Annotated in this window: 22 protein-coding genes and 1 pseudogene; 14 read left to right on the forward strand and 9 right to left on the reverse strand. The window is 68.2% G+C overall.

What is annotated here, in order from left to right:
- Nucleotides 1–6 precede the first annotated feature (6 nt).
- The gene (locus ACSRUE_RS07505) at nucleotides 7–1,890 is read right to left on the reverse strand and encodes a chloride channel protein (protein ID WP_441290416.1); all 1,884 of its coding nucleotides are present in this window, start codon (nucleotides 1,888–1,890) and stop codon (nucleotides 7–9) included.
- Between the two features lie 219 nt (nucleotides 1,891–2,109).
- Here ACSRUE_RS07505 and ACSRUE_RS07510 point away from each other — a divergent pair.
- The 3 genes and pseudogenes from ACSRUE_RS07510 to ACSRUE_RS07520 form a co-directional block, all read left to right on the forward strand.
- Nucleotides 2,110–2,328: pseudogene (locus ACSRUE_RS07510) on the forward strand (transposase); the annotation flags it as partial.
- Nucleotides 2,329–2,430: 102 nt separating this feature from the next.
- On the forward strand, nucleotides 2,431–3,051 hold the full coding sequence (locus ACSRUE_RS07515; protein WP_441290417.1) for an HNH endonuclease: 621 nt from the start codon (nucleotides 2,431–2,433) through the stop codon (nucleotides 3,049–3,051).
- Nucleotides 3,052–3,241: 190 nt separating this feature from the next.
- The gene (locus ACSRUE_RS07520) at nucleotides 3,242–4,834 is read left to right on the forward strand and encodes a YecA family protein (RefSeq protein WP_441290418.1); all 1,593 of its coding nucleotides are present in this window, start codon (nucleotides 3,242–3,244) and stop codon (nucleotides 4,832–4,834) included.
- A gap of 21 nt (nucleotides 4,835–4,855) precedes the next feature.
- Here ACSRUE_RS07520 and ACSRUE_RS07525 read toward each other — a convergent pair whose 3' ends face one another.
- Both ACSRUE_RS07525 and ACSRUE_RS07530 read right to left on the reverse strand, forming a co-directional pair.
- The gene (locus tag ACSRUE_RS07525; RefSeq protein ID WP_441290419.1) at nucleotides 4,856–5,212 is read right to left on the reverse strand and encodes a DUF952 domain-containing protein; all 357 of its coding nucleotides are present in this window, start codon (nucleotides 5,210–5,212) and stop codon (nucleotides 4,856–4,858) included.
- A gap of 81 nt (nucleotides 5,213–5,293) precedes the next feature.
- Nucleotides 5,294–5,572, reverse strand: coding sequence for a hypothetical protein (locus ACSRUE_RS07530; RefSeq protein WP_441290420.1), 279 nt, complete (start codon nucleotides 5,570–5,572; stop codon nucleotides 5,294–5,296).
- Between the two features lie 107 nt (nucleotides 5,573–5,679).
- Here ACSRUE_RS07530 and ACSRUE_RS07535 point away from each other — a divergent pair, with 107 nt between their 5' ends.
- The 10 genes from ACSRUE_RS07535 (at nucleotide 5,680) to ACSRUE_RS07580 (ending at nucleotide 15,865) form a co-directional block, all read left to right on the forward strand.
- Nucleotides 5,680–6,105, forward strand: a complete 426-nt coding sequence (locus ACSRUE_RS07535; RefSeq protein WP_441290421.1) for a calcium-binding protein — start codon at nucleotides 5,680–5,682, stop codon at nucleotides 6,103–6,105.
- Nucleotides 6,106–6,226: 121 nt separating this feature from the next.
- A complete protein-coding gene (locus ACSRUE_RS07540) occupies nucleotides 6,227–6,874 on the forward strand; it encodes a hypothetical protein (RefSeq protein WP_441290422.1) in 648 nt (215 codons plus the stop codon).
- Between the two features lie 168 nt (nucleotides 6,875–7,042).
- Nucleotides 7,043–7,168, forward strand: a complete 126-nt coding sequence (locus tag ACSRUE_RS07545; protein WP_441290423.1) for a hypothetical protein — start codon at nucleotides 7,043–7,045, stop codon at nucleotides 7,166–7,168.
- Between the two features lie 842 nt (nucleotides 7,169–8,010).
- On the forward strand, nucleotides 8,011–8,697 hold the full coding sequence (locus ACSRUE_RS07550; RefSeq protein ID WP_441290424.1) for a hypothetical protein: 687 nt from the start codon (nucleotides 8,011–8,013) through the stop codon (nucleotides 8,695–8,697).
- A gap of 131 nt (nucleotides 8,698–8,828) precedes the next feature.
- Nucleotides 8,829–8,990 (forward strand): hypothetical protein, encoded by a 162-nt coding sequence (locus ACSRUE_RS07555; protein WP_441290425.1) that lies wholly within the window; start codon nucleotides 8,829–8,831, stop codon nucleotides 8,988–8,990.
- A gap of 5 nt (nucleotides 8,991–8,995) precedes the next feature.
- Nucleotides 8,996–9,514, forward strand: coding sequence for a hypothetical protein (locus tag ACSRUE_RS07560; RefSeq protein ID WP_441290426.1), 519 nt, complete (start codon nucleotides 8,996–8,998; stop codon nucleotides 9,512–9,514).
- 500 nt (nucleotides 9,515–10,014) lie between these two features.
- Nucleotides 10,015–10,299 carry a BREX-6 system BrxE protein gene (gene brxE, locus ACSRUE_RS07565; RefSeq protein ID WP_441290427.1) on the forward strand — a complete coding sequence of 95 codons (285 nt, stop codon included), beginning with the start codon at nucleotides 10,015–10,017 and terminating at the stop codon, nucleotides 10,297–10,299.
- A gap of 95 nt (nucleotides 10,300–10,394) precedes the next feature.
- A complete protein-coding gene (locus tag ACSRUE_RS07570) occupies nucleotides 10,395–12,941 on the forward strand; it encodes a DEAD/DEAH box helicase family protein (RefSeq protein WP_441293066.1) in 2,547 nt (848 codons plus the stop codon).
- Between the two features lie 3 nt (nucleotides 12,942–12,944).
- On the forward strand, nucleotides 12,945–14,666 hold the full coding sequence (locus ACSRUE_RS07575) for a winged helix-turn-helix domain-containing protein (RefSeq protein ID WP_441290428.1): 1,722 nt from the start codon (nucleotides 12,945–12,947) through the stop codon (nucleotides 14,664–14,666).
- Complete coding sequence (locus tag ACSRUE_RS07580) at nucleotides 14,663–15,865, forward strand: 5-methylcytosine restriction system specificity protein McrC (RefSeq protein ID WP_441290429.1); 1,203 nt, start codon at nucleotides 14,663–14,665, stop codon at nucleotides 15,863–15,865. The genes ACSRUE_RS07575 and ACSRUE_RS07580 overlap by 4 nt, the downstream gene beginning before the upstream one ends.
- A gap of 151 nt (nucleotides 15,866–16,016) precedes the next feature.
- On the opposite strand, the gene ACSRUE_RS07585 is transcribed toward ACSRUE_RS07580, so the two are convergent.
- From ACSRUE_RS07585 to ACSRUE_RS07610, 6 genes are all read right to left on the reverse strand, one after another.
- Entirely contained in the window at nucleotides 16,017–17,453 is a 1,437-nt protein-coding gene (locus ACSRUE_RS07585; RefSeq protein ID WP_441290430.1) for a hypothetical protein, read from the reverse strand.
- 11 nt (nucleotides 17,454–17,464) lie between these two features.
- Nucleotides 17,465–17,881: a PAAR domain-containing protein gene (locus ACSRUE_RS07590; protein WP_441290431.1), complete on the reverse strand. Its 417-nt coding sequence runs from the start codon at nucleotides 17,879–17,881 to the stop codon at nucleotides 17,465–17,467.
- 197 nt (nucleotides 17,882–18,078) lie between these two features.
- On the reverse strand, nucleotides 18,079–18,816 hold the full coding sequence (locus ACSRUE_RS07595; protein WP_441290432.1) for a hypothetical protein: 738 nt from the start codon (nucleotides 18,814–18,816) through the stop codon (nucleotides 18,079–18,081).
- Nucleotides 18,817–18,855: 39 nt separating this feature from the next.
- Nucleotides 18,856–19,959 carry a hypothetical protein gene (locus tag ACSRUE_RS07600; RefSeq protein ID WP_441290433.1) on the reverse strand — a complete coding sequence of 368 codons (1,104 nt, stop codon included), beginning with the start codon at nucleotides 19,957–19,959 and terminating at the stop codon, nucleotides 18,856–18,858.
- 220 nt (nucleotides 19,960–20,179) lie between these two features.
- A complete protein-coding gene (locus ACSRUE_RS07605; RefSeq protein ID WP_441290434.1) occupies nucleotides 20,180–22,564 on the reverse strand; it encodes a hypothetical protein in 2,385 nt (794 codons plus the stop codon).
- A gap of 11 nt (nucleotides 22,565–22,575) precedes the next feature.
- The gene (locus ACSRUE_RS07610; RefSeq protein WP_441290435.1) at nucleotides 22,576–23,910 is read right to left on the reverse strand and encodes a bacteriophage T4 gp5 trimerisation domain-containing protein; all 1,335 of its coding nucleotides are present in this window, start codon (nucleotides 23,908–23,910) and stop codon (nucleotides 22,576–22,578) included.
- Between ACSRUE_RS07610 and ACSRUE_RS07615 the strand changes: the two genes are divergently transcribed.
- Complete coding sequence (locus ACSRUE_RS07615; protein WP_441290436.1) at nucleotides 23,902–24,330, forward strand: hypothetical protein; 429 nt, start codon at nucleotides 23,902–23,904, stop codon at nucleotides 24,328–24,330. The genes ACSRUE_RS07610 and ACSRUE_RS07615 overlap by 9 nt on opposite strands.
- The last annotated feature ends 98 nt before the right edge of the window (nucleotides 24,331–24,428 follow it).

Here is a 24,428-nt window from a genome sequence, read left to right on the forward strand (position 1 = left end):
GGAGGCTCAGCCGAGCAGGATCGGTGTTTCGTCTGCGCGCGCGGGCCTCGTGGTCGCCTCCAGATAGGCCTTTCCAATGTCGGCCTCGTCCACGAACCCGACGATCGCGCCCTCGCCGTCGACGACCGGGAGCTCGCGGACGCCGTGCGCCACCATCGCCTCGATCGCCGTCCGCAGATCGTCGGCGACCGTCACGGCCACCGGCGGTTGCATCGCGTCGGCCGCCACGGTCATCCGCTCGAGGTCGTGCTCCACCGCGACGATGCGGAGCGATTCGCCGGTGATCATGCCGACCATCTTGCGCGCCGTATCGAGCACCGGGAAGACCTCCTGCCAGCTCGCGTCGGCGGCTTGCCGGAGCATCTCGCGGGCAGGCGTCCCCGGCGCGAACGTCACCAGCGTGCGCTCCTCGATCATGATCTGCCGTACACGGATGGTCTTGAGCACGTCGAGCGTCGGCACCGGGTGCGCGGGAGACTCGCGCTGGGTCGGGAGCTGCGCGTGGTAGAGCGAGTGCTTCCGCAGCGCGACGAAGGCGACGCCCTCGGCGAGCATCAGGGGGACCAGGAGGTCGTAGCTGCCGGCGAGCTCGCAGACCATCACGAGGGAGCTCACCGGCACGTGCGCGACGCCGCCGTAGAAGGTGCCCATGCCCACGAGCGCGAAGGCGCCCGGATCGATGCGCGGATCGTTGAAGAGCAGCGCCGCCGCGCGCCCGAACGCGCCGCCGAAGAGCCCGCCGATGACGAGCGATGGCGCGAAGTCGCCGGCGCACCCGCCGCTGCCGAGCGTGAGCGACGAGGCGACGATCTTGGCGGCGCAGAGCAGGAGCATGAGCTCCACGCCGCGCCAGTCCGGGTGGAGCCACGGCGCGCCGGTGATCGCGACCTGGACCGCGCCGTAGCCGCCGCCGAGCAGCCCGAGCCCTTGCCCGGGGCTCTCGATCCTGTGGCCGACGAACCAGAGGACGGGCACGCAGAAGAGCCCCAGCGCGAGCCCGCCGAGCCCTGGGCGCGCCCAGGGGGGGACCGGCAAGCGCGCCGCGAGCGCCTTCACGCCGCCGAGGCACTTCAGGAAGCCGATCGCGACGAAGGCCAAGAGCAGCGCGAGCAGCGCATAGAGCGGGAGGTGCGACGGGATGAACGCATACTTGGGCGCGTGCGCGAAGAGCGTCGATTCGCCGAAGAACGAGATGAAGACCGAGTAGGAGACGACGCTGGCGAGCAGCGCCGGGATCAGCGCCTCCGCCTCGAAGTCGTCGCGGTAGAGCACCTCGACGGCGAGCAGCGCGGCGCCGAGCGGCGTGCGGAAGATGGCGGACATCCCGGCCGCGACCCCCGCCAGCATCAGGATGCGATGCTCGCGCCGGCCGACCGCGAGCCCACGCCCCACGAGCGAGCCGAGCGCTCCTCCGATCTGCATCGTCGGCCCCTCGCGACCGCCGGCGCCGCCCGAGCCGAGCGTGAGGATCGACGCGATCGCCTTGACCCACGCGACCCGCTTGCGCATCCGGCCGCCGTGGTGGTGGAAGGCCTCGATCATCGCGTCTCCGCCGCCGCCCGCGGCCTCGGGGGCGACGCGCCAGGTGAGGATGCCCCCGGCCAGCGCTCCGAGCGCCGGGATCACCAGCAGCAACCAGAGCCGGACGCTCCGGTGCTCGGAGCCGTCGCCGCTGAAGATCGCCTCGCCGTGGGCTCGAAGCCGCGCGTAGCCGGCGAGGCGGCCGAGGAGCAGCTCCTCGAGGAGCTCGAGGGCGCCGAAGAAGAGCACGGCGACCAGGCCCGCGATGGCCCCGACGAGCACGGCATGCAGGATCGTGCGCCCGACGAGCCGGAGATCGAGCGGCGCGATTTCCGAGATGAGCGCGGAGAACGGGCGCAACCGTCGCATCACGCCGGTGCGATTTGCTGGGACTGGTTCCGGCATGGCGATGGTCATGGTCGCGTCCGGGCGCGGGCGCAACGAGGCTGAGGCAGTCCGGTGCACGCTGAGCACACCGCCCTGACGGACGCGTCACATCGTCCTGTCCGGGCTTGAGCACCTAACATTACTCTGCTGACGTCGCTCGTTTCTCGCTTGAGCGGCGCGAAATGTGCGACAGAATACAGCATGGGCAAGCTGTTGGTGCCGGACGAACTCTGGGGACGAGTCGAACCTCTATTGCCGAAAACGGAGCCGAAGCCGCAGGGCGGCCGGCCGCGTACGCCTGATCGGATCGCCCTGACGGGGATCTTGTTTGTGCTCAAGACAGGGATCCCTTGGGAATATCTCCCGCAAGAGCTCGGCTGCAGCGGAATGACGTGCTGGCGCAGATTGCGCGATTGGCAGCAGGTTAGGTGCTCTTACCTCAACCCTCCTGGCGTTGTACGAGCCGTAACTTCCACCGTCCGATAAGGCGCGTGGCGGTAGTCAAACTTCAGTGGAACGGCCGTGAAGCACAAGAAGCCCAGCCACGACGCCCGGCGATCATCTCGTACCGCGCAGGACGACCTCGCCTCATCCTTTGCGAGATTCAGCAGGCTCGTCCCCGAGGGCGGCGGCGACGAGTGCTGGTATGGGTTGGGAGCGGTGAACGATCGCGGCTACGGCGTCTTCCGGCTCGGCCGCCGCATCGTCATGGCCCATCGGCACATGTTCGAGATCGATCACGGCCGCCCTCCCGCCGGGATGGTCCTGCACTCGTGCGGCAAGAAGTCGTGCGTCAACCCGCAGCACTTGTGCGGGGGTAAGAAGCCCAAGCCGCACGACGCGGACGCATCGCGGCTCGAACAGCTCGATCGCGCTGCTCTTCTCCCGGCCTCGCCGCTGCGCGGCACCTCCGGGGTAAACAACCCGCGGGCTCAGCTCAACGAGGAGCAGGTCCGGAAGATCTGCACGCTGCTCGACCAGGGCGTGAGCCCGAGGATCATCGCCTTCGACTTCGGCGTGGACGCGAAGAGCATCCGGAACATCGACCAGGGCAAGACCTGGCGACATCTTCCAGAAGTAGCGCGGCGCGTGGACATGCCGCGGAGGCGGCGTCGCCGAGCATGGCGGCGGTACGGTCGCTGACGCTCGGGCATGTACCCCCACTCCGGGGGCGAAGGACAATGCCGTCCACCAGCGCGCCCAGGTTAGAAAAACAGGCCGCACCCATCTCCTCGGCTGATCCGTGCTGCACTGGCATCGACGAAGCGGGCGGACTTTGCGTACTCGTCGAGGCGACGTTCTCGGCGCGGCGAGCTTCACGGAGCACCGTCCCGTGGACTACCTCGACCAGCTCCCGACGGGCGGCGTGCTCGTCGTCATCGGCTCGAGCGCCCGCCTTGAGGTGTCTTGCGTGAGCGGGTGCGAACTACGCGTCGGGCTCCATGTCGGCAGCCAGCGCCGGCAGCCAGCGGCTGGACCTCGGGCGTGCCAGGTCGCGGTGGACGTGGCGGACTTGTCCCTCCCTGTCTGCGCGGCTACCCAGGCCGGCGTGCAACACGCGGAGCACTTCCTGTCACGCCTCGATCGTCTGCCGCGCAACGAGGTGGATCTCGCGCTCGAACTCTACCGCGACCCCGAGCTGCTCCGCACTGTGCTCGACGCCACCACGCTGCCGGAGCGCGTGGAGCGGGTGGCGATCTCGCTCGACGATCCCGTGCAGGGCCCGTTCCTGGTCGTCACGCGCAGCGGCCACTTCGTCACGTGCCTCGGTAGGGGCATGCGGGCCGGGGATCTCCCCATCGTGAAGCGCGGCGAGCTCGACGCGATCTCCCGGAAGGTCGCCCGGCTCCGGGAGAGGATGGACCTCGCGAAGCAGCTCGGCGGCGAGCGAGGGCACGCGCGCCTGCTGCGGCGACTCCTCGTCGCGTCCGACTCGGTAAGCCGGGAGGACTTCCTCGCCGTCGCGGCCTGGGAGCCGCTCCTCGGCCCGGTGTTCCTCGACCTCTACCTGGCCATGGGGCGGGAGCTCTCACTGCAGGGGCCCATGCTCCGGACGCGTCGCAGCCGCCGGGCCCAGGACGAGGAGGTCCTTCACGCGTACTGGAACCTCCTGCACGCCGCGGGGCACATGGCCCTCCTGGGCGCGATCACCGCCGACCGGGAGCAGTACGTGTCGCTCACCGACCAGTACAAGGGAGCGCGGGCCGCGTTCAGCTATCCCCTCACCGGGACGGGCGTCGTCACGTTCATCCTCAAGGGCGCGTGGGCGGCGGCGCGCCTCGGCAAGCTCATGCTGCCCGACTACAAGCGGGCACTCACGGAGGACGTGAGCTTCTTCGAGCTGCTCGACACGCTGTTCGCGCTCCTCGCGATCGGGACCCGGGCGAAGAACACCCGCGCCGAGATCGTGAAGGCGCTCCACGCGGCACCCAGCACCGCCCGTACGCCGCAGGCCAAGCGGATCCGGGAGGCGATGGGCCGCCAGGTGCAGCTCTGCTGCGAGATCACCGCCCAGCTCCTTGAAGCGCCCCCCGAGGAGCTCGAGGCGGTGGTCCGTCGCATCGGCGAGAGCTACTTCGATCCGGGTGCCGAGCGGCTGGACGATCCGATCCGGGAAGAGCTCGTCCGTACGCTGCCGTTGATGTCCTGGACCGATGGGATCACGGACGGGAAGAAGCTGCTGGTATCGCTGCACCTCATCGCAGCCACGGCTCGTGGCACGCCGGAGCAGTTCTACGTGCCGGGCGAGCTCGCTGAGGCGCTCCACCAGCCGTGGACACCGGCCAACACGTGGCTGGTGCTCGATCCGCTGCTGAAGGCGGAGCAGGCAGGGCGCAAGCCCGGCGCACACGTGGCGTCGATCGGGCGGCAAGATCCCTGCCCTTGCGGCAGCGGACGGAAGTTCAAGAGGTGCTGCGGGAAGTAGTTACCGCGTGTGGCATGCGTTTCAGTCACCACCGCGTGGCTCTGCGTGGCCTTCGCCGTCGATGTCGAGCTTTGAGACGTGACGCGCGAGAGCGACCGGCAGCTCCCCATAAAGGTGGGGGAACAAGTCCCCGCCGCGGGAGGGCTCCCAGCGAAGGCCGGCGCCGAGATCATCGGGGTCGACCGCAACAAGCACGAGATCGCGCTGGCCGGCGAAGTGGCGGCGCAGGGTCTCGGCGAGCTGGGCGCCCGTGGAGAAATGGATGAAGCCGTCCCGGAGGTCGACCGCCGAGCCACGGTAGGCGCCCGCCGCGACGGCATCGCGCCAGTCGGCCGCGGGGCAGACCTTGTAGATGAGGTGGCTGTCGTCGGTGGGCATCGATCGGGCCTCGGCAGAACAGTCCGGGTCTCGACAGAACAGTCTCAGGCAAGGCGCTGGCGGAGACCACCCTCGGGCTCGTCAGAGCGCGCCGTGCTCGCGCTCGGCCGTGGCGACGGCCTCCTTCCAGCGGCCCAAGTCGCCGAGCTGGACCACCGCGTCCATGCCCACGTTCTCCAGCAGCATCCGGAGGATCAGCAGCCGGGTCTTCTCGTTTCCAAAGAGCTTGCCCCTGGAGATCTCAAGCTCGACCCCGAGCAACCGGTCGGCACGGGCGGTGAACTCCTCGGGCGTCCAGGATCGACCCTGGCGGCGGATGTCCCAGGCGATTGGCGCAGCCGCGTCGGGCGTCTCATCCATGGACATTCTCGTAGCAGTGCCCGCGAAGAGCGCACCGTGTCCGTGGCGTCGATGGCACCGTGGCAGCCGGACAGCTCGGCATGCAGGCTCTCGCGAGGAGGTGCACGATGGCCACGCGAACCACAAAGAAGCTAGCCGCGACAAGGAGCACCGCGAAGGAGTCCACGGCGAGCCAGCTCATGGTGGCCACCCGGCGCAGACCGGCGCGAGCGACCAGGCCGAAGGTCAGCACTGCGCGTCTCAAGGAGCTCATCAAGGAGGCTACCGTCGACGCATACAACGAGACTGAGCAGCGCGTCGGTTTTCTCGCGATGATCCAGGAGCACCTCGGGGTCCCCTTCGAGACGGACGTGCTCGGCGTGCCGGTTCAGGTCACTGGCATCGACTTCAACGACGCGGACGAGATCGTCGCCATCTGCAAGCGCGGCGAGCTGGTGCAGCGCATCCCGGTGGTGGATCTGCCGCTGCCGAAGTCTCCCCCGGAGGGGTTCGAGTGGATCGAGGCGTATCGCTTCCAGCGCGGCGGCAAATGACCAGAGCGCGGTGGTCGAACTCCCAACCGGGGAGCAACCGTGCTGCGCTTCATCGCGGCGGGCGGCGTCACACGGCTGCCGGCTGGTTGGCGGCAGAGGGCGGGCACGGTAGACCGCGCCCATGATGTTCAACATCCATCGCCCCCTGACCAACACGCACGGCGAGCTCGACGAGGATGTTGCGGGGGAGTTCGAGGCCGAACTCATGCAACGCTTTGCCGACTCGCCCGAGGCGACACCGATCCTGGAGCGCACCGGCGATCTGGGCTGGGCAGGCTCGGTGCTGGAATACGGCAGGATCTATGAGGGCGTCACCGTCACGACGATGGGCAAACGGGAGCTCTCACGCGTCCTGCTCGACGTCTTCCCCCGCAAGGTCTCGTGCGAGCCGTCATCGGCGCCGGAGATCATCGAGGAGCTCCGCTCGTTCTGGTCGTTCGTTCGTCGCGAGTTCGGCCTGCTGAACGCGGATGAATGCCTCGCCATCCTCGACGAGGAGATGAGCCGGATCATGGAGCGCGAGCTCGCCGACCCCAGGAACTTCGGCATGGCCAAGTCGTTCATGATGGGCGGGATGGCGGCGGGCTTCGACATGACCACGGAGGAGGGCATGGGCGCGTTCGTGCGCGCCTACAACACCAGCCTGCCTGCCGTCGCGCGTGGGCCGGCTCCAGCGCCCGGACGGCTGCGCCCGCCGACGCAGGCGGAGAGGAACAAGAAGAAAGCCCAGCGGAAGGCGCAGCAGGCCAGCCGCCGGAAGAGCCGCTGAACGCGCAGCCGATCGGGCGGCTCGCCGAAGGGGTCGAGCAGAGCGGCCGATGCCGCTCGAGAAGGTGTGGCGGAGGTTGACGTCGGCGCCGGAACGGGAGTCGCTTCATCGCATGGCGACCCTGCGCCGCATCGTATTCACCTGTTACTGAGGACGTCGATGGCCATTATGAAGAAGCCGCGCTTCACCGAGACGCAAGGGCGCTACCTGGCCTTCCTCCACGCCTACACGGCCGTCCACGCGCACGCGCCCTCCGAGGAGTGGTTAGCTCTCCGCAATCCGCGAGCGGGTTGACTCCGTGTGCTCACCGCCTGCGGGATGGTGCCAGCGGGGACCGAGGGCAGGCGACGTTCGGCATCCTGCCACAGGCTTCAGCGCGGCCGGGAGATCACGCCGAACGAGAACAAGGCCGTCCGGCGCGCCGCCGTGCACGTTCGCGGCGCCGAAGAGTGCGGTGTCCCAGCGAAAGAGCGGCCCTCCTTCACGAAGGAGCTCCGATCGGCCCCGATCGAACAACTTTTCCTTTGATTCCATGCAGATACGTAGCTCGACCCGGGGCCCAAGCTTGGCCTGCACCCCTGAAACTGTCACGAGGCAATGGCAAACCCAACAGCCGATCCCCGAGAGCACCATACGGCCGGCGAGCAGAAGAGCGGCTTCACGGTCCATCAGGAGCGGGTACTCCAACCGACTAGAAACGACGCCATTCCTATGAGTTACGAGGATCGTGCCGACACACGCGAAGAGCTCGAAGGGTTGACCGCCGAGATCAGGATCGGGGGCGTCTGGGTGGAACTGTTCGAGATCACCGACCCGACGTGCCGTGCTTCTGCCGGCGCGGGCGGTGAGCCTTTCGTACGGCGCGGTGAAGAACTCCTTCAACGGCAACTGGATTGTCCTTCCATGAGGAATAGGACCGCGACGCTCGGGCGCTCTTGTAGCTGAGCTCCCGGCCGACGTGCGCCGACTGAGCCGGTCGGATCTTGCCGCGGTGGTTCACGATCCGCGCCTCGGTGCTCGTAGAGGCCGGGCGCTTCGTGCGGGTCGAAAGCGGCGCTGCTCGCGTCCCGCTGCCCTCAAGCACCACGCATGAGCAACAAGTGCCCTGCGTGCGGGGTCGACAGAGAACGAGCAGTATGTCGACTTCGGGCCCGCCTACAATGAAGCCGAAGCGCAGCACGCCGAGGCGCAACACGTCGAAGCCCATCACGCCGAAGCGCAGGACGGAGACCTTCTCCACGAAGGCGGCGCTCCTCGAGAAGCTCATCCCGATGTGCGCCGACGAGTACGAGAAGCTGTTCGGCCATCCCTGGAGCCAGCATCCGCTCCGCTGGTACGAGGCGATCCTCGGGTGCTCGCAGATCGAGACCGACGCCTGGCGCGTGATGAACACGCTCGGCAAGGCGGCATCGGCAGCCCTGGATTTCTTCGAGAGCCGCGGGCTCGACCCGGACCGCCGCGACCACGGCATCTACTACGCGCACGAGCTGCACAAGCTGCTGAAGCGGCATCGTCGGCTCCTCGGAAGGCTCAAGGAGAAGGTGGGCGAGTACCCCCGCCCCATCGACAGGCGGCAGGCGCTCGTCAAGAGCGTGAACATCCCCGGGTCGAACGCCTTCGCGGGGTTTCTCTACGGCCGGAAGCTCAACGATCGAGAGCTCGCGATCATCAACCTGCTGATGCACAAGGGAGAAGGCCTCTCGTTCACGTCGGGCATGACGATCGGCGACGCGATCGATCGAGAGCGGCGCCGGATGGGCCTCGCGAACAAGCGCGCGTCCAAGCCGACGAAGAAGTGGATGAGAGAAGTTCCCGAGGACTGACACGCAGAGCCGCGCGGCCCTGAGGTCGCACGGCTCCGCCGTCGGTGCAGGAGCGTCTCGGAGTTCGGCACGATGCCCTCCAGCGCACCGTGCCGTGGAGGGATCTCCGGCGGGGGCTTACGTCTTTGCCCATGAACGATGCAGCAAGGGACTTCTCCCTGACGGCCGAGGAGCGCCGCTCGTTGCTCATCCTGATCGAAAAGATGGGTGAGCGCGCCGTCCTGGCCGAGCTGAGCGTGTCGCGCCAAGCGCTGGGCCGGGCGCTCGCCGGCCTCAGCGTCGCAGCTACCTGACGCACGTGGAACGGATGCTCCGCGACGCCACGGCTCGCCTCGAGAGCGCCTCGTGGCGCTTTCTCCGCCCCAATGGCGAGCGGTACATCGGGAACCTCGACACCACGGCGGACGCCGATGCGTGGCTGGTCGACTGGCTGCATGCCTTCTACGCGCCGGCGAAGGCGTTCCACGGGAAGTCGTACGGCGTGAGCGCGGCCAAGGCGGCTCGCGTCGCATTCGTCGGTGTAGCCCTCCGGGAGACGATCCCCGAGCTCTGGCTCGGTTGGGTAGAGGGTTACGCGCCGAAAGGCACCCTCGAGCCCGAGCTCCCGCGGTTCTATGGGCTCATCGACCCGCCCAAGCTGCCCGGCGTGCCCGATCCGGTCGTCGCTCTCGATGGCCTCGCGTGGTCCAGGGCCGCGCCAAACGAGGACCACCCGGAGATTCGCGTGGCGCTCGAGCGCGTGCCGCTCTCACTGATCGGTTCGGCATCCGACGTCGAGTGCGTGATCGATGCGCTCGTTGCAGCTCTCGGAGGGTGAGCGGCGCTTCTGCCCCGCGAAGGCCGTTCCGGAGGCACCAGCCGGCCGCCCGCGACCGCAACGCCGGGCGCGAAGAACGGCACCCTTATGCACCCCCCGCCTTCGCCAGGTTCACGAACTCGTCGCAGTGGTCGTAGAGCAGCGACAGCGACCCGTTCAAGTCGGCGAACGTCTGCTGCGCCGTCCTCGCCCGTCCTCCTCGTCGAAGCGGCGGTGCTGGAGCACCGTCTGTGGGGACCCCTGGTAGAGAGCGGTGGGTTGGGAGGACGCGGCCTCGGTCCAGCGACGTGCGGAGCGGTAGGCATCAGGGCCGGCCGGTTGCGCTCGACGAGGATGAGACCCGTGGAGAGGGCGCCGTCTTGACACCTGGCGAGCGCGAGGAACGCTCCTCCCGGAGCCGCGGAACAAGCGGCGGTCGACAATGCGCGACCGAGCCACACGGGTTGCTCTTCCCCCGCGTTTGGCGGAGCGTTACAACTTCCGTCTCGTACGCGACCCGCATGCCGACCCCCGAGACCGAACCCATGTCGATCCTCGTCGCCGCGAGCATCCCCGACGACAGCCGTGCCGTGCAGCTCACCGTGGCGTGGGCTGGCGAGGGAATCTGCGCGCCCCCGCGGCTCGGCTGGTGGCGGACCGATCTCGTGGCCGTGGAGGGCGGCGGCGATCTCCTCGAGCGCCTGCTGCCGCGCACGCACGCCTGGGCCTCGCTAGAGTCGGTCCTCAAGGCCGAGGCCAAGTACCCCGGTCCTGGCGAAAAGGGGCTGGCGGTCACGCTGGCCTGAGGTGCGGAAGGACCCACCTTGGAGACGCTCCAGTCACCCTTGGTGAGAGCGGGGCGCGGCACCGTCGGCGGTAATCGAGCGCGAAGGAGCGGATGATGGGCGAGGACAAGCGTGAGTTCTACAAGAAGTGGTCGCTCCCCGAGTGCCGCGACTACCCGCAGGAACCTCCTGCCGCCCATCAGGCCAAGGCGTTGGGTGAGCTGGGCAAGTGGTACGCGAAGCAGGGGAAGAGCGCAGGCGCCGGCATCCTGGTGCTCCCGACGGGCGGCGGAAAGACGTTCACCGCTGTCCGGTTCCTGGCTGAAGGTCCGCTCTCGGACGGGTACAAGGTCCTGTGGCTCGCCCATACGCATCACCTCCTCGAGCAAGCGTTTCACTGCTTCCGTCCCGGGAGGATCGGGGCCATCCGCGAGCCTCGCTGCGATCTCCGGCTCCGCGTCGTCTCGGGCACCGAAGGCCATTTCCCCCCGCGGTACATCGAGCCCACCGACGACGTCGTGATCGGCACGCTCCAGACGATCGCCATCGCAGTCCGCGACGGGCTGCCCAACATGAAAGAATTCCTCAAGGCCGCCGGTAAGAAGCTCTTCGTCGTGTTCGATGAGGCGCACCACGCGCCTGCTCCGAGCTACCGGAAGCTCCTCCAGGGACTGCAGGCGCAGGGCGCGCCCGTCCTCGGCCTCACCGCAACCCCGATATACAGCGACGAGAGCAAGCAAGGCTGGCTGAAGAAGCTCTTCCCCAGCGGGATCATCGCCCAATCCCGCGCCAATGAGCTGATGGCTGCAGGCGTCCTCGCCCGTCCCCATGCGGTTCCGATGAAGACCAGATTCACGCCGCGCTTCGACGCCCGCGACTACCAGAAGTGGCTCGGGACCTTCAAGGACATCCCTGAGCAACTGGTCGACGAGCTCGCAAACAGCAAGGAGCGCAATGCCTTCATCGCCCAGACGTATGCCGACAACCGGGAGAAGTTCGGAAAGACTATTATCTTCACCGACCGTTGGTACCAGTGCGAGGCCATCGCTGAAGCCCTCCGCAAGCACGGGGTCAAGGCCGGCTCGGTGTACTCGCACGTCGACGCCAGCGTACCGGCCGCGCAGCGGCAGAAGCGTGATGCCAACGAGAACGCCAAGGTGCTCGCTCGCTTCCGCAACGACGAGCTCGACGTCCTGATCAACGTCCGCATGCTGACAGAGGGCACCGACATTCCCGACGCCCAGACGGTCTTCATCACACGGCAGACGACGAGCCGTATTCTGCTCACCCAGATGGTTGGACGAGCGCTGCGCGGTCCGAAGTTCGGCGGAACCACGGATGCGTACATCGTCTCGTTCGAGGACGACTGGCGCCAGCAGATTCAGTGGGCGGGCTTCGACCTGAGCGACGGCAGCGCCGGGCCCGGCGAAACCGGGAAGCGGCAGGCTCGCCCGCCGCTCCAGCTCATCTCGATCGAGCTCGTGCAGAGGTTAGCTCGCCAGATGGCCGGTGGCAGCAACGTGGCGTCGGTGCCGTTCCAGTCGCACCTCCCCGTGGGCTGGTATCGAACGATGTTCGACGCTCGGCTGCCCGAGAGCGACGCCGTTGAGCCGGCGGATCTGCTGGTCATGGTCTACGAGGACGAGCGCGCGGGCTTCGAGAAGCTCATCGACTATCTCCTCGCGGAGGTGCCCGAAGCTCTCGCCGACGAGAGCGCCACGCTCGAAGCGCATGAGGCGCGTGTACGAGGCTGGCGTGAGAAGTTCCTCGGGAAAGCCGGCCGCAGCGCCACGGACCTGGAAGTCGAGATCCTTCAGCTCGCTCGCCATATCGCCCAGCGCGGCGCGGCTCCGCAGTTCTTCGCGTTCGAGGTGCGTGCGGACCACGATCTGGATGCGATCGCGGCGCGGCACATCAAGAATCGCATCGACGTGGTTGGAGCCAACGACGAGCTCCGGCGGGAGTTCGCCAGGGAGGATCGGTTCTGGCGGACGCTGTTCTACCGCTACGAGCAGTTCCGCAACTTCTATGATGGCTGCTTTCAACGCATCATCGCTGGCCCGGCTGGTCCGGCGCCGGATCCCAGCGAGACGAAGAAGGCGCCGCCGCCCAACGAGGTCGACGAGGTGACGAAGGCGGAAGTCCTGGCGCGTGACGGGCATGCCTGCCTGGCCTGCGGGACGACACGAAACCTGAATGCCGACCACGTCGTCGCAGTCTACGTCGGCGGCTCGAACGAGGTAGGCAACCTCCAGACGCTCTGCCGGCAGTGCAACATCCTCAAGGCCAAACAGCGCATCAGCTTCCGGGTCGCGCGGACATCCCTCGTACAGCCGGCCGCGGCACTGCCAGACACCCGAGCGCCTGCGTCGGCGGACGCCGCGAACGCGGAAGCCTGGGGGCGGTTCCTCCGCCGATCGATCAACTTCTTCTACCAGTGCGCAGCGGTTGGTGACGTCGCCATCGGGCAGAAGGGCGACGGCTACTACAACTGGACCGTGACGCTGTGGAGCGACAACCCGCAGTCCTGGCTGAAACCGCACATGGCGGGGCTCTTGGAGCGGATCCAGGCCGTGCGCGAGGCAGGCGGGAAGCCGCGGGTAGCGAGCCTGCGGATCGTGGCGCCGGGGCAGAAGGATCTGATGGTGAAGGACAAGGGATGACCCATGGCTGACGACGGAGCCAAGATCCTCGACGAGCTCTCCCCGAAGGACCGGCGGTGGGCCCTGCCCATACTGCGAACGATCGCGGCGCTCGGAGGGGCCGGCCGGCGCAAGGAGGTCGTCGAGCGCATTCACGCCGAGCACCGCGCGCTCCTTCCCGAGGCGACCTGGACGTGGATCCTCAAGAGCCACCGGATCGAGTGGACCCGCATGGCTCTGCGAGACGAAGAGTTGCTGACGAGCGGTGGCCACGGGATCTGGAAGCTCACCGACCGCGGGCGTCGAGCGCTCGCCGAATGCGAGGACGACAGCGTGGACCTGAGTGGGGAACGTCCGCCCGGATCCGCGGAAGGCGGAGAGCGAGCTCCAGAGGTGGAGCCGGCCAGGGTGCCCGGCGAAACGGTCCTCCGGACCAGCGTCAGCGGTTTCGAGCTACCTGCCCTCGAGGCGCTGGCCGCCGGCGCTGACGATCACGGCAAGATCGAGGCATTCATCGAGAAGCAGTACGGAAAGAAGCTCACGCCGGGTGATCGCCGACTTGGTTTCAACGGCAAGGTGCTCTGGCAGTACACCGCGTCGTGGGCCCTCTCCTACCTGAAGAAGCGCGGGCAAGCGCAGAACCCGAGCCGGGGCCAGTGGGCCATCACCGAGGCGGGACGCCAGCGGCTGGAGGAGGAGAAGAAGCACTTCTCCCTCCCGAAGTACCAGACCTCACGCACCAGCGTGCCGATCGGCGGAGGCTCCGTGGCGGGCGCGGACGGCGTCGAGACGTCCGACGATGAGGCGGCCGCGCGGGCCGAGCAGATGCAGCAGTTCGATACGGCACTCAAGGACGTCGTCTCCCCCGAGATCCTGCGCAAGCTGCACCACGTCCTGCGCGTGGATCTCGGAGCCGCCCCGAGCCGGGCGGTGCCGCGAAACATCATCTTCAGCGGACCGCCGGGCACGGGGAAGACTTGGCTCGCGGAGGCCGTAGCCCGCGCGCTGACGGGCGAGGAGGGGCCCTCCGAGGAGGGGCGGATTCGTCTGGTCCAGTTCCACCCGAGCTACGGCTACGAGGACTTCATCTGGGGGATCCGGCCGGTCCTGAGCGACAAACGCACGGGGTTCAAGGAGCACCGCGGGCCGTTCCTGGAGATCTGCGAGGACGCGAACGAGGAGCAGGATCGCTTCTTCGTGCTCGTCATCGACGAGATCAATCGCGGCGATCCCGCGCGGATCTTCGGCGAGCTGCTCTACGCCCTCGAGTACAGGAACCGCTCGGTCGCGCTCGCTAGCGGAGGCACGCTCGTCGTGCCACCGAACCTGGTGGTGATCGGCACCATGAACAGCGTGGACCGCTCGGTCGCGCTCGTCGACTATGCGCTTCGCCGTCGGTTCGCGTTTCTGCGCGTCGATCCCGATCCCGAGCTGGTAGCCGACGTGCACCCGACGCCGGCGGGTCGAGCAGCAGCTCGCGCGTTGGGGGCGCTCAACAAGCAGATCTGCGCCGTCGCGGACCCCGATCACCAGCTCGGGCACAGCTACTTCCTCTCGGCTGGCCGTCTGCTCGCCGGGCGAGCGGATCTAGCACTGATCTGGGAGATGGAGCTCGAGCCCCAGCTCACCGAGCTGTTTCATGGCCAGGCCGATCGCGTGAAGGACCTTTACAAGGTCTGGGTTCAGCACGTGGACGAGACCCTCGCCGAAGAGGCCGAAGAGCAAGAGGAGGCCGCGGCGTCGTGAAGGAGGTGCGGGAGGGGGTGGCCGTCGACCTTGACCTGGCGCCGGGCGACGTCGCCTATCTGCGACCGCTCCTCGGTCTCGCCTCAAGCTTCGAGCGGCAGGGCAGTGGGGCCTTTCGCACGCTCATCCGCCGCGTCGCCGGCCTGTGGGCCCTGCCTTCTGGAGAGACGCTGGTCGTGCAGCCCGAGAAGGGAAACGGCGCTGACGTGTTCGCCTGGATGTGCGCGGTGGATCCGCGCTTCCGACCGGTGAAGTGGCGAGGGACCGCGCCCGAGGGTGCCGACGGACAGCACGGCGTGGCGTCGATCGCGGTGCGTGCTTTCGCACAGATCCTCGAGGAGGACCTCTCGCGCGCTGGGCCGCGCCGCGACTACCAGCGGCGAGAGGCCGACGCGAGCGTGCTTCGCGGCACCATCCGCTGGGCGGAGTTGGCCCGCCGGACGTCGCCTGTCCCGGTGCCGTGCCGCTACTGGGAGCGCACTATCGACACGCCGCTCAATCGCCTATTTGCCGCGGCAGTTCATGCAGCGTCCGCGCACGACAGCCTCCGCGAGGCCGGTGGCATGCCCCTCGATCGACTCCATGGCATCTTCGGGCACATCCCGCGCCTGCCACCGGCCTGGATCCTCGACAGTACGCGCCCGCTGCCCCGACTGGAGGCCGACTTCGAGGCCGCGCGGAGCCTTGCCATCACCATCCTGGAAGCGTTCGGCATTTCCCACGGCGGCGCGCAGCGGGCGCTGGCATTCCACGTGGATCTGGAGCGGCTGTTCGAGATGACCATCGAGGCCGCAGCGCGAACGCAAGCGTGGGACGGCAAGGTGGCGATTCAGTGTCAGCCGCCGTACGAGGCCGACGTTGCGGGCGAGGAGAGCCGCATTGACGTGCTGGTGCGCGCTCGTGGAGAGGCCCTCGTGATCGACGCCAAGTACAGTAAGGCGTTCTCCAAGAGCCACTTGTACCAGGTGCTGGCCTACATGAAGATGCTCGGCGCACGGCGCGGTGCGCTGGTGTACCCGAAGGGGGCGGAGCTGCGTGGCGAGAGGTTCTGGTCCGCGCCCGGGGGGCCAGAGTGGGAGGTGCGCCTCCACGAGGTGGATCTCGTCGCGGTGGCGAGCAATGGTCGACGGGAGCTCGAGCGCCTCGGGGAGGCGCTGAAGGCTGGCATGGGCCGAACGCCCGAAGAGGCTACGGCGTGAGCCACTCGAGGAGGCTGGTCAGAAGGGGCGGGAGCAACCGGGAGCCATAGGCGCTGGCGTTCGACGAGCTGCCCAAGTCCGAGGCGGCGCCGGTGCATGCCGCGTGCGGGGTACGCTTCGTCGAACCCCGGCATGGCGAGATCGAGACGGTTCACCGCGGGGGCGCACCTCGCCTGGCGAAGTGCGCGTAGTAGCGCTGGTACATGTCATGCCACCTCGCGTACTCGGCCGGGGACCCGCGAAGCCGCTCTTTCCAGGCCGCATCGACCACTGACCGGACCTCGCTGAAACCCAGGCCGTAGCGCTGGAAGATCGACTCGGCCATGGCGGGGGCCAGGGCCAGCTCCGCGCAGAGCGCGGCATACTGCGCGAGCGGCAGGATCGTCTCCAGCGGCTCTGGGAGGGGCACCATACCGCCCTCCCCGGCCGTGCTCGACGGCTTGGAAGGCGGCGATGCCTTGGAGGTCTGGGAGGCTGCTCCGGTCACAGGGGCCGGCGAGGACGCGGTTTGCGTCAGCAGCTCACGGGGGATCGCGACGTGCAGCGACGTCTCCCGGAGGTCTGCTGCCGCGTGAGGAGCGGGCCTCGATGCCGCCAGAGCGCCGGCACGCCTCGTGGGGTCTGCTGCCGCGAAGGGGCTCACCGGGAGCAGGGGCCCCGTGCCCTGCAGCGCCGCCGGGGTCAGGGCCGACGCCACAGGACCAACGATCGCCTCGCAGGACGGCACGGCGGGCGCAGATGACGCGGCGGTAGATGCTGGCGAGCGCTCGACATTGCCAGCCTCCCGCGCTCGGGCGAGGAGCATCTCCAGCCGACGCGCGTGATGCGCCTGGAGCCGCTCGAAGTCTTTCGCCAGCGCCGCGTCACGCTCCAGCGCTGCTTGCCACCGCCGATCCAGCGCGGCGCGCAGCTCCTCATCGACCAGGCCGTGGCGTCGCAGCACCCGTTCACGTTGCTCCGGCAGCGCATCGAGCTCCGCGCAGAGTGCAGCGTACTCGGCCAGGCCCAGCCCGGGCTCGCCGAGCGGTACCGCCGCAGAATGTTCGTCTGCAGGCCCCTTCGCCGATCCCCGCGCCTCGGCTACCCTCGACGGTCGCAGCACCCGAGGGGCGATCCGGAGCGGCCCCAGCTTCCCGGGCTTCGCGTGCAGCTCCTCGAGGAGTTCACCGACCTTCGCGTTCTCTGCGGCGCGCCGCGCCCATCGGCGGCGGAGCCGCGCGACGTCGTTCATGCCCAGGTCGTTCTCCTCCAGCAGCTCGAACGGGGCCGGGTGCGCCCCGAAGGCAGCAAGGAAGCTCGCCCAGGCGGTCGGTTCCTCCGCGAGCGGTTCGACCTGCCGATCCAGCCAGTCCTCCGCCTGCGCCAGTTCCTGCTCGTACGCCGCGAGCAGCTCCAGCTCCGCGGTCAGCCGCTGCTTCCAGGCAAGATCGGCCCGCGCAAACGTACGCGGCTTCAGCCCCTCGACCGTGAGCACGTCCGCGAGAGGGAACCCCTCCGCCATCGCCGCCCTGACGGCCGCATACTGCGCCAGCGAGATCCCTTCGCTCGCTTCCAGCGCCCCCGCTGCAGGCTTCGTGGCTGCCGCCATCCTCTTGGTCCCTAGTCGCCGACCAGCACCGTCCCGGCGGCGATCACGTTCCCATTCGGGGCATCGGCCGGGTCGTTGCAGGTCAGCGCCAGATCCCCGAGGTGCGCGGCGGGCTTGTTGTTGATGAGCACCGTCTTGCTGCCCGTATGCACCCTGGCCTGGTTTGACGGAGGACGCTGGAAGGTGCCCCCTGCGGGCGCATGCGCGGGCGTGTTCGTCGCGGTGCTGCCCTGGATCGCTGCTGGCTTGCCCTCGACGAGAACGTCTGCGCTCAGATCGCCGGACAGGTTCCCGCTGAACGGCATCGGCGTCGGCGTGGGCACAGGCCCTCCCGGCGACGGGACCATCAGCACATGCGTGTCGATGCCGACGATCCTGTCGCCTTGCTTCGCCGCTGGCTTTCCTGGCCTGGGGGATCGTGATCGCATGTTCCTCCGTGCTCTCCTGTGCTGGTTACCGGGGCGATGTACCGCGCGTGTCTCCTGCTCGAGTGGACTCGATCGGACCGACGGCACTCCGGCAGCTGTCTGCGTCCTTCAGGACAGGTGAAGGCGCCATGCGTCGTCGTGCTGCTCGGGCCATCAGGCGATGTTGCTTCTGTCGGGCGCGCGGGTGTCGATCGGCGTCAGCCGCTCCCCTCGTCACCCGGCTTCGGTGCGGCGACCCCGAGGGGTGGATCCAGGGGCTTGCCCGTCTGCGGGTCGAACCGCTGGAGCCGCTTTCCCTCCGGTGCGCTCTGCCCGGCGGCCCGCGCCTGGCCGGGCTGGAACGGCATGTCGGGTCGCGGAACGAACTCCGCGATGTCGGCCGTGCCCTGGGGGATGCCCGCCCGTTCCGGTGGGCTCGGCGGGCCGCCCCGCCGGAGGGGCGCTGGCGGGCCTGGCGGCGTGGCGACCACCTCGGAGCGGGGCGGAGGCGGCGCCGGAGGCCGGCTGCCGTCGCTGGCGGGCCGGGCGTGCGCATTGGCGGCCCAGGGCGAGACCTCGTTGCGTTCGGTTGGCAAGCGCGGCGAGACGAACGCCGGCCCCTGAGGGGGCGCGAGCGCCGGCGGCGCTGCAGGCGGCGGCCGGGCGTGCGCCGGCGCGGCGTCCTCCGCCGCCGGGCGCTGCGCCGGCCCGATCGACGCCAGGGAGGGGCGCTTCGCCTCGAGGCTGCGCCGGGTCCTCGCGAAGGCCGAGCTGAAGCGGAGCGCCTGGATGCCCTGGTTGCGCTTCGCCGAGAGCGCGAGCTCTGCCGTGTGCTCGGCGTCGGCCCGCTCCCAGTCTGCCGGCGCGACGCCGAGGCGCGCGAGCACCTCGTAGAGATCCGCGCCGCGGAAATAGACCACATGGGCCAGGACCTCGGCATACCGCTCAAGCCGCATAGACCTCTCTTCCCTCCCGATCACGGCCGCTCTCCGTCATCACCGTTCTTCCTCGCCGGTCGACGGCGGCGGGACGGGTCTTTGCAGGCGGCGGAGGTCCTTGCATGACCTCCCCCGATGCTGGCACATCGTCGTGAAGATCTCCACGGCCTTCTCGACGTCCTTTTGCGTCCCGGTGCCTGTTTCATACATTCTCGCGAGCTGCTCGCAGCTCCGTATCCAACCGGATCCGCGCAGGTCTATGCGGCAACCCATCTTCGTGACCTCGAAGACCTTCCTGTCGATCTCGGGCCCGCTACCCTGCTTCATGAGGCGGTCTGCCGTGCGCCAACATCCGTCGTAGTCGCCGTGTTGGCAGGCGGCCAGGTCGAAGAAGCGCGCCTTCTCAGGATCCCCGGGAACGCCGTCGGCGGATTCGAACCGAGTAGCAAGGGCCGCGCACCGCTTAAAATCTCGACCGTCGACACACGCATGATACGTGAGCTCCGCGGCGGCCGATGGCCCTTGCGGGTCGTAGTTGTGCGGGCCGACGCAGGTGACGGCGAAAGAGCACCTCTCCGCTCGCCCAGCGCGGCACTCGGCCTGGGAGAACTTGCACCATGGAACCCCGGTCTCTTTCCTGATGCTGCTCCGCTCCTCTGGCGTCTTGTTCGTCCAGGAGTAGAAGAGCGCGGGCTCGCAGGCGCGCATCTCGCCTGCACGGCACATCGCGAGGAGCTTTTCCGCAAGGGCTCTCGCTCGGGGCTCGTCCTCGTGCCGCTGGGCTACTTCCAGCAGCGTCGAGCACGCGGCGACGTGGGACGCCGCGCAGGCGTCCTCTGCGGTTTTCCGTGCGCTCTTGCCCACAGTGTCTCGCCAGATGCTCAACTCCTCCGGATGACGGAGCACATCCAGCGCGAGCGCCAGGCAGCCCTCTTTCTCACCATGGTCGCAAGCTAGCTGATGTTGGGAGGCCATCGCGAGCTCCGGCCGCACCTTGTCCGGCCAGTCGTGCGAATGGTAGTACTCCACGGCGAGCTCCATGCACGCCTTCGTGTTCTTGCCGCGGCACGCCTTGTCGTAGAGGCCCTCCGCGCGCGCCGCGTCCTCCACCACACCAAAGCCGTGGAGGAACAGCCAGCCGGCAGTGCGGCAACCCTCCATATCCCCCTGCTCGCAGCGCAGAAGGGCGGGCGCTGGGTCCTCTGCTTTCGGCGAGGAGAAGCGCTCGTCCGGAGCCTTCCCTGGCCCGGGCGGGGCGGAGCTCGGCGCCGACCGCCGCGGCACGACGATCGGACGCATCTCAGCTTTTCCGGATGGCGTGCTCGAAGCGCCGCAGCTGACGAGCAGGACCGAGAGGGCCGCCATGGCCAGAGCCGAGTGTTCATGAAAGCGCTTGCGCATCGTCATCTCCCTTGAGCGGGGGCGCTCCGTCCAGGAACATCGAAGGCGTGAGCGCGTCGATCTGCTCCTCGACCCCTTCACCGAAGCTCGGGTGCACAAAGACTTTATTCCACGCCGTCTCCTTGAGCTTTGTCTCGAGCGGCGGAGGCCACGCACCGCCAGGTTCTGCTTTCCCTGAGCCTCCGGACATGTACTTCCATCGACACTGAAACCTTGTCTTTCCGGCGTACTCCGGGTGCTGCTGCCCGCTGTTCGTGATCGCCACGGCGGGGAAGTAGTGCTTGTACAATATCAGGCTCTTTGCCTTACCGAACTCCTCTTTCTTGGATGCAACCTCAGACATGAACATGCTCAACGTCATCTCGCGCCCGCCATGCGCCCACATGGAACGTGCGAGCACCCCGCACGGGATGAAGAAGATCACCCATGGCTGCAGGTTCGTGAATCCTGGGGTGTTCCGGAGCCCCCAGAGCATCTGCGCGATCGTGTAGTTCTGCTCGGGGGAGCTGCCGTACATGCGGGCGAGCCGGCTCACGTAGAGCACGTCGTTTGGCGTCATCACCGCCTTGCTGGGCCGCAGCGTCAGCACAATGCGAAACAGGCCGATCGGGCGTGCCTTCTTGATGAACGCGGCCATCTCGCCGAGGTCCTCGGGAGGAGGCGGCGTGACGCCCATGCCGCAGAAGCCGAGCATCTGCCCAGGGCCGACCTTGTTCTGCGCGCTTCCGTCGACGATGCCGACCTGCATGAACTCGACGAGCGCTCCCCGCCCCGGGCTCTCCCGGTTCTCCCCCTTGATCTTCGCCCAGAAATTGGCACCGTTGCCGGTGTCCATGAGCTGCACGAGCGGCTTGTCCTTGTGCACCCGGAGGACGTAGTGGATGTGCGAGCCGTCGAGTTGCTTCTTGAGATCGATGACGACGGCGCTCGTCTTGGTGTCGAGCGCCAGCGCCTTCTGGTGCTCCCATTCGGCGAGGCCTTTGTTCAGCTTCTCTTGCATCTGAGCGCGCTTTTGCTCCGCGAGCGCCGGCTGGCGGTTCTTCTCGAGGAATTGAATTTCCTTGAGGAGCCCGGGGTCTTCCTTCGGCTTCGCGAGGTCCAGCTCTTGCTGGTAATCAGGGGCGATTCTGCCCTTCTGCGAGTAGGGGCTCTCGACCTCCTGCGCTCCGGGCGTCTTGCGCGCTGCGAAATGTTTCAGGAGGACCTTTTCACGAATGCATTCGTCCTCGTACCTGCTCAGGTAGAGCGTGACCTTCTGGGCTCCGGCGTCGGGATCGAACACGAAGATGGTCCCTGGCGCGAGCGGCGGCGACAGCTGCCTGGCGCGCTCGATCTTGAGCAGGTCCTCGTACGTCACGGGTGCGGACGACGCTCCTGCATCAGGGGCCGTGTTCACCTTGTCCGCGGCAACGGGCTGGAGCGTGTACCAGCGCCCGCCCTGCGGAGGAGGCTCATCGCCGGGCGCCGCCGGCTTTCCCGAGAAGATGGCGAAGCCACCGGTGCCGAACTGGGCCGCATAGCCGACGCTGTCCAGGTGCTCGATGCGAAAACCTCGCGTTAGCGCCCCATACGTCGCGAGGTGCTGGCAGGCGACGACGATGGGCACGGCGGGATCGGTGTTTTCCTGCTCCCTCCAGCGGGGGCCCACCGGGTCCGCGAGCAGCTTGCCGTCCTTCATCGGGCCCACGACCGGCGGCTTGCCCTCGGGCGGCGCCGGGTCATCGAAGGGCCCGCTCGAGGCGTCATCGGGAGGTGTGGGCTTGTCCGGATCGATCAGATCGTCCGGAATGGGTTCCGGGTTCTGCCAGGAAGCGACATTGTGGCATCCGTAGATATACTTCTGGTTCTTCGTGGGCCGTGCCAGCTTGCTCCGATACCGCCTCTGGATCCGGCTGAAGATGTACGACTCCCAGTTCTCCGACACCGGGAACGGAGACGCGTTCTTCTTCGTCCCCATGTTGTAACAGCCGCCGGGGCCGCCGTACGTGGCGCCGAAGAGGATCTCCGTGACCGCCTGGGCCCACTGCTCCTCCTTCGGATCAGCGCACCAGTTCATGAGCGGCCCTGCCTGCGTGAGCCACACCTGATCCATTGGAAAGGCGTGGATTCGCTGGTCGATCCACGCGAGCACATCACCGATGGTCTCCGGCCGGTAGATCGCGTCCTCCGGCACCTCGTGGCACACCGGTCGTACCCCGTCGTCGCCGAACACGGAGCCGTCGGGCGCCCCCGCGGCCATGTCGTTGATCGCGACCGTCAGCCGCGGCGGCTCGTCGCCGTAGGGGTACGCCTCGGAGAGCTTCGTCAGGAAATCCCCAGCCGGCGCCTGCGCCTGCCCACCACCGCCCTGGTTCCCGTCCGCCATCTCGATGCTCCTCAGCTGCCGTGTACTCGCGCCAGCTCGCTTGCCGTCTGCGCGTCGAGCTCCCCTGCTTCCCCGAGCTCGTGGTCCTTCTGGAACCACGCGAGCGCCGCCCGGAACCCCTTGTCCGCCGGGTGGTTCTCCTTGATCGCCCCCTCATAGTACCCGAGGTTCTTCAGCCGTCGCAGCGCCCCCTCCACCGTCGTCGCCTCGGGCAGCGCCGCGACGCGCACGGTCCACTTCTTCCGCGGGCCCGTCGGGTACTTCCCCGGCCACATCGTGATCTCGACGAGCTGCGCCGTCTCCGGGATCTCCACCGCGATCGCCCCGTCCACGTCGGTCTCGCCCTCGAACAGCCGGCCCTCGGCGACGAGCTGGTAGCGTTTGCCTCCGTACGGCTCGAGCTCCTCGTCCGTGAGCTGCACGTTGAACGGCTTCGTCTTCTCCTCGTCCTCGTCGCCGCCGGGCGGCGGTTCGTCGCGCGAGCAGTTCAGCTTCACCAGCTTGCCCCACAGCGCGGCGTCCTCGTCGAGCTCCAGCGCCGCGTCGGTGGAGAGCATGCGGATCTTCTTGGCGGCGAGCTCCGCCTCTTCCCCGAGCGACAGGGTTGGTCCCTTGCCCGCCAGCGAGAGCGCCTGCGTGCCGGCGATCTCCACCTTGCCGGCCATGATCCGGATCCCCTCCGGGCTGATCTCGAGGGAGCTCTCGCCCGCGGAGAGGGTGAGGCTCCCCTGCGTGATGAGGCGCAGCGACCTGGAGCCGCCGATCACCAGCGAGCCGGAGACATTGATCTGAGCCGCGCCCGCGTCGTCGCCCGTGCCGACGTCGATGCTGTACTCGCCCGTAACGCGGAGGATGGACGGCCCCTCGACGGTGAGGACCGAGCCGCCGAGGAGGTTGGTCTTGTCGATCCCGTCGACGCGCAGCGCGCGGTTGCCGAGGACGTGCTCCTCGCTCTCGCCGAAGACGCGGACGCTCCTCCGGCCCTCGACCTCGAGGTCGTCGTCGCGGCGAACCTTCGTGAGCCGATCGCCCGTGTCGAGCGCGTCGCGGCTGGCCACCGTGACAAAGCGGTCGCCTCCGACACCGACCCGCTCATCGGTCCCGACGCGGACGTCGAGCTCGCGCTCGGCGCGCAGGTGGACGAGCTCGCTGCCCTTCCGATCCTCGAAGCTCAGCTCGTTGTGACCGCCGCCGTTCGGGCTGCTCCGCGTCTTCACGCCGCTCCGGGTCCTGGCATCCGGGAGCTGGAACGGCGCGCGGTTCACCGCGTTGGCGACACAGCCGGTGACGATCGGGCGGTCGACATCGGCCGAGCGCTGGAACTGCTGACCGAGACGATGTTCCACGCCTGGCATCGCGTGCGCGACGGCACCATGACCCGAGAGGCGTTCCAGAAGCTCATCCCACCCCTACGCGAGCACGTGGGCGCACGACTGCGGGAAGGCGCGTCCTGCCCAGCCTGGCCCGTCGCCGCACGATGCAGCGAGATCCTGCTGTTGGAGCCTGCGCTCTGGACTTTTGCGTCCGTCGAAGGGGTCGAGCTGACGAACAACGCCGCCGAGCAGCGCGTGCGTCACGGCGTGATGTGGCGAAAAACCAGCTTCGGCACGGACAGCCCAAACGGCAGCCGCTTCGTGGAGCGCATCCTGACCGTGGTGACCACCCTGAGAATGCAAGGACGCAACGTGCTCGACTACGTCACCACCGCCTGTGAAGCCGCCCTCTCTGGGCACGCCCCGCCGTCCTTGCTGCCCAGCACCAGTTGAAACCGCTGCCGGACTTCGCATCGGAGATCCAGACGGCGAACGCTTACCGACGCCATTCCTATGAGTTACGAGGATCGTGCCGACACACGCGACGAGCG

It is taken from the genome of Sorangium sp. KYC3313 (genome assembly GCF_052075895.1).
Lineage (GTDB): Bacteria > Myxococcota_A > Polyangia > Polyangiales > Polyangiaceae > Sorangium > Sorangium cellulosum_B.

Bases quoted from the DNA above. Each gene is read 5' to 3' on its own strand.
- ACSRUE_RS07505 (WP_441290416.1), bottom strand. From the start codon at position 1,890: ATGCGACGGTTGCGCCCGTTCTCCGCGCTCATCTCGGAAATCGCGCCG.
- ACSRUE_RS07525 (WP_441290419.1), bottom strand. From the start codon at position 5,212: ATGCCCACCGACGACAGCCACCTCATCTACAAGGTCTGCCCCGCGGCC.
- ACSRUE_RS07530 (WP_441290420.1), bottom strand. From the start codon at position 5,572: ATGGATGAGACGCCCGACGCGGCTGCGCCAATCGCCTGGGACATCCGC.
- ACSRUE_RS07535 (WP_441290421.1), top strand. From the start codon at position 5,680: ATGGCCACGCGAACCACAAAGAAGCTAGCCGCGACAAGGAGCACCGCG.
- ACSRUE_RS07540 (WP_441290422.1), top strand. From the start codon at position 6,227: ATGATGTTCAACATCCATCGCCCCCTGACCAACACGCACGGCGAGCTC.
- ACSRUE_RS07545 (WP_441290423.1), top strand. From the start codon at position 7,043: ATGAAGAAGCCGCGCTTCACCGAGACGCAAGGGCGCTACCTGGCCTTC.
- ACSRUE_RS07550 (WP_441290424.1), top strand. From the start codon at position 8,011: ATGTCGACTTCGGGCCCGCCTACAATGAAGCCGAAGCGCAGCACGCCG.
- ACSRUE_RS07555 (WP_441290425.1), top strand. From the start codon at position 8,829: ATGAACGATGCAGCAAGGGACTTCTCCCTGACGGCCGAGGAGCGCCGC.
- brxE (WP_441290427.1), top strand. From the start codon at position 10,015: ATGCCGACCCCCGAGACCGAACCCATGTCGATCCTCGTCGCCGCGAGC.
- ACSRUE_RS07570 (WP_441293066.1), top strand. From the start codon at position 10,395: ATGGGCGAGGACAAGCGTGAGTTCTACAAGAAGTGGTCGCTCCCCGAG.
- ACSRUE_RS07575 (WP_441290428.1), top strand. From the start codon at position 12,945: ATGGCTGACGACGGAGCCAAGATCCTCGACGAGCTCTCCCCGAAGGAC.
- ACSRUE_RS07585 (WP_441290430.1), bottom strand. From the start codon at position 17,453: ATGGCGGCAGCCACGAAGCCTGCAGCGGGGGCGCTGGAAGCGAGCGAA.
- ACSRUE_RS07590 (WP_441290431.1), bottom strand. From the start codon at position 17,881: ATGCGATCACGATCCCCCAGGCCAGGAAAGCCAGCGGCGAAGCAAGGC.
- ACSRUE_RS07595 (WP_441290432.1), bottom strand. From the start codon at position 18,816: ATGCGGCTTGAGCGGTATGCCGAGGTCCTGGCCCATGTGGTCTATTTC.
- ACSRUE_RS07600 (WP_441290433.1), bottom strand. From the start codon at position 19,959: ATGGAGGGTTGCCGCACTGCCGGCTGGCTGTTCCTCCACGGCTTTGGT.
- ACSRUE_RS07605 (WP_441290434.1), bottom strand. From the start codon at position 22,564: ATGGCGGACGGGAACCAGGGCGGTGGTGGGCAGGCGCAGGCGCCGGCT.
- ACSRUE_RS07615 (WP_441290436.1), top strand. From the start codon at position 23,902: ATGTTCCACGCCTGGCATCGCGTGCGCGACGGCACCATGACCCGAGAG.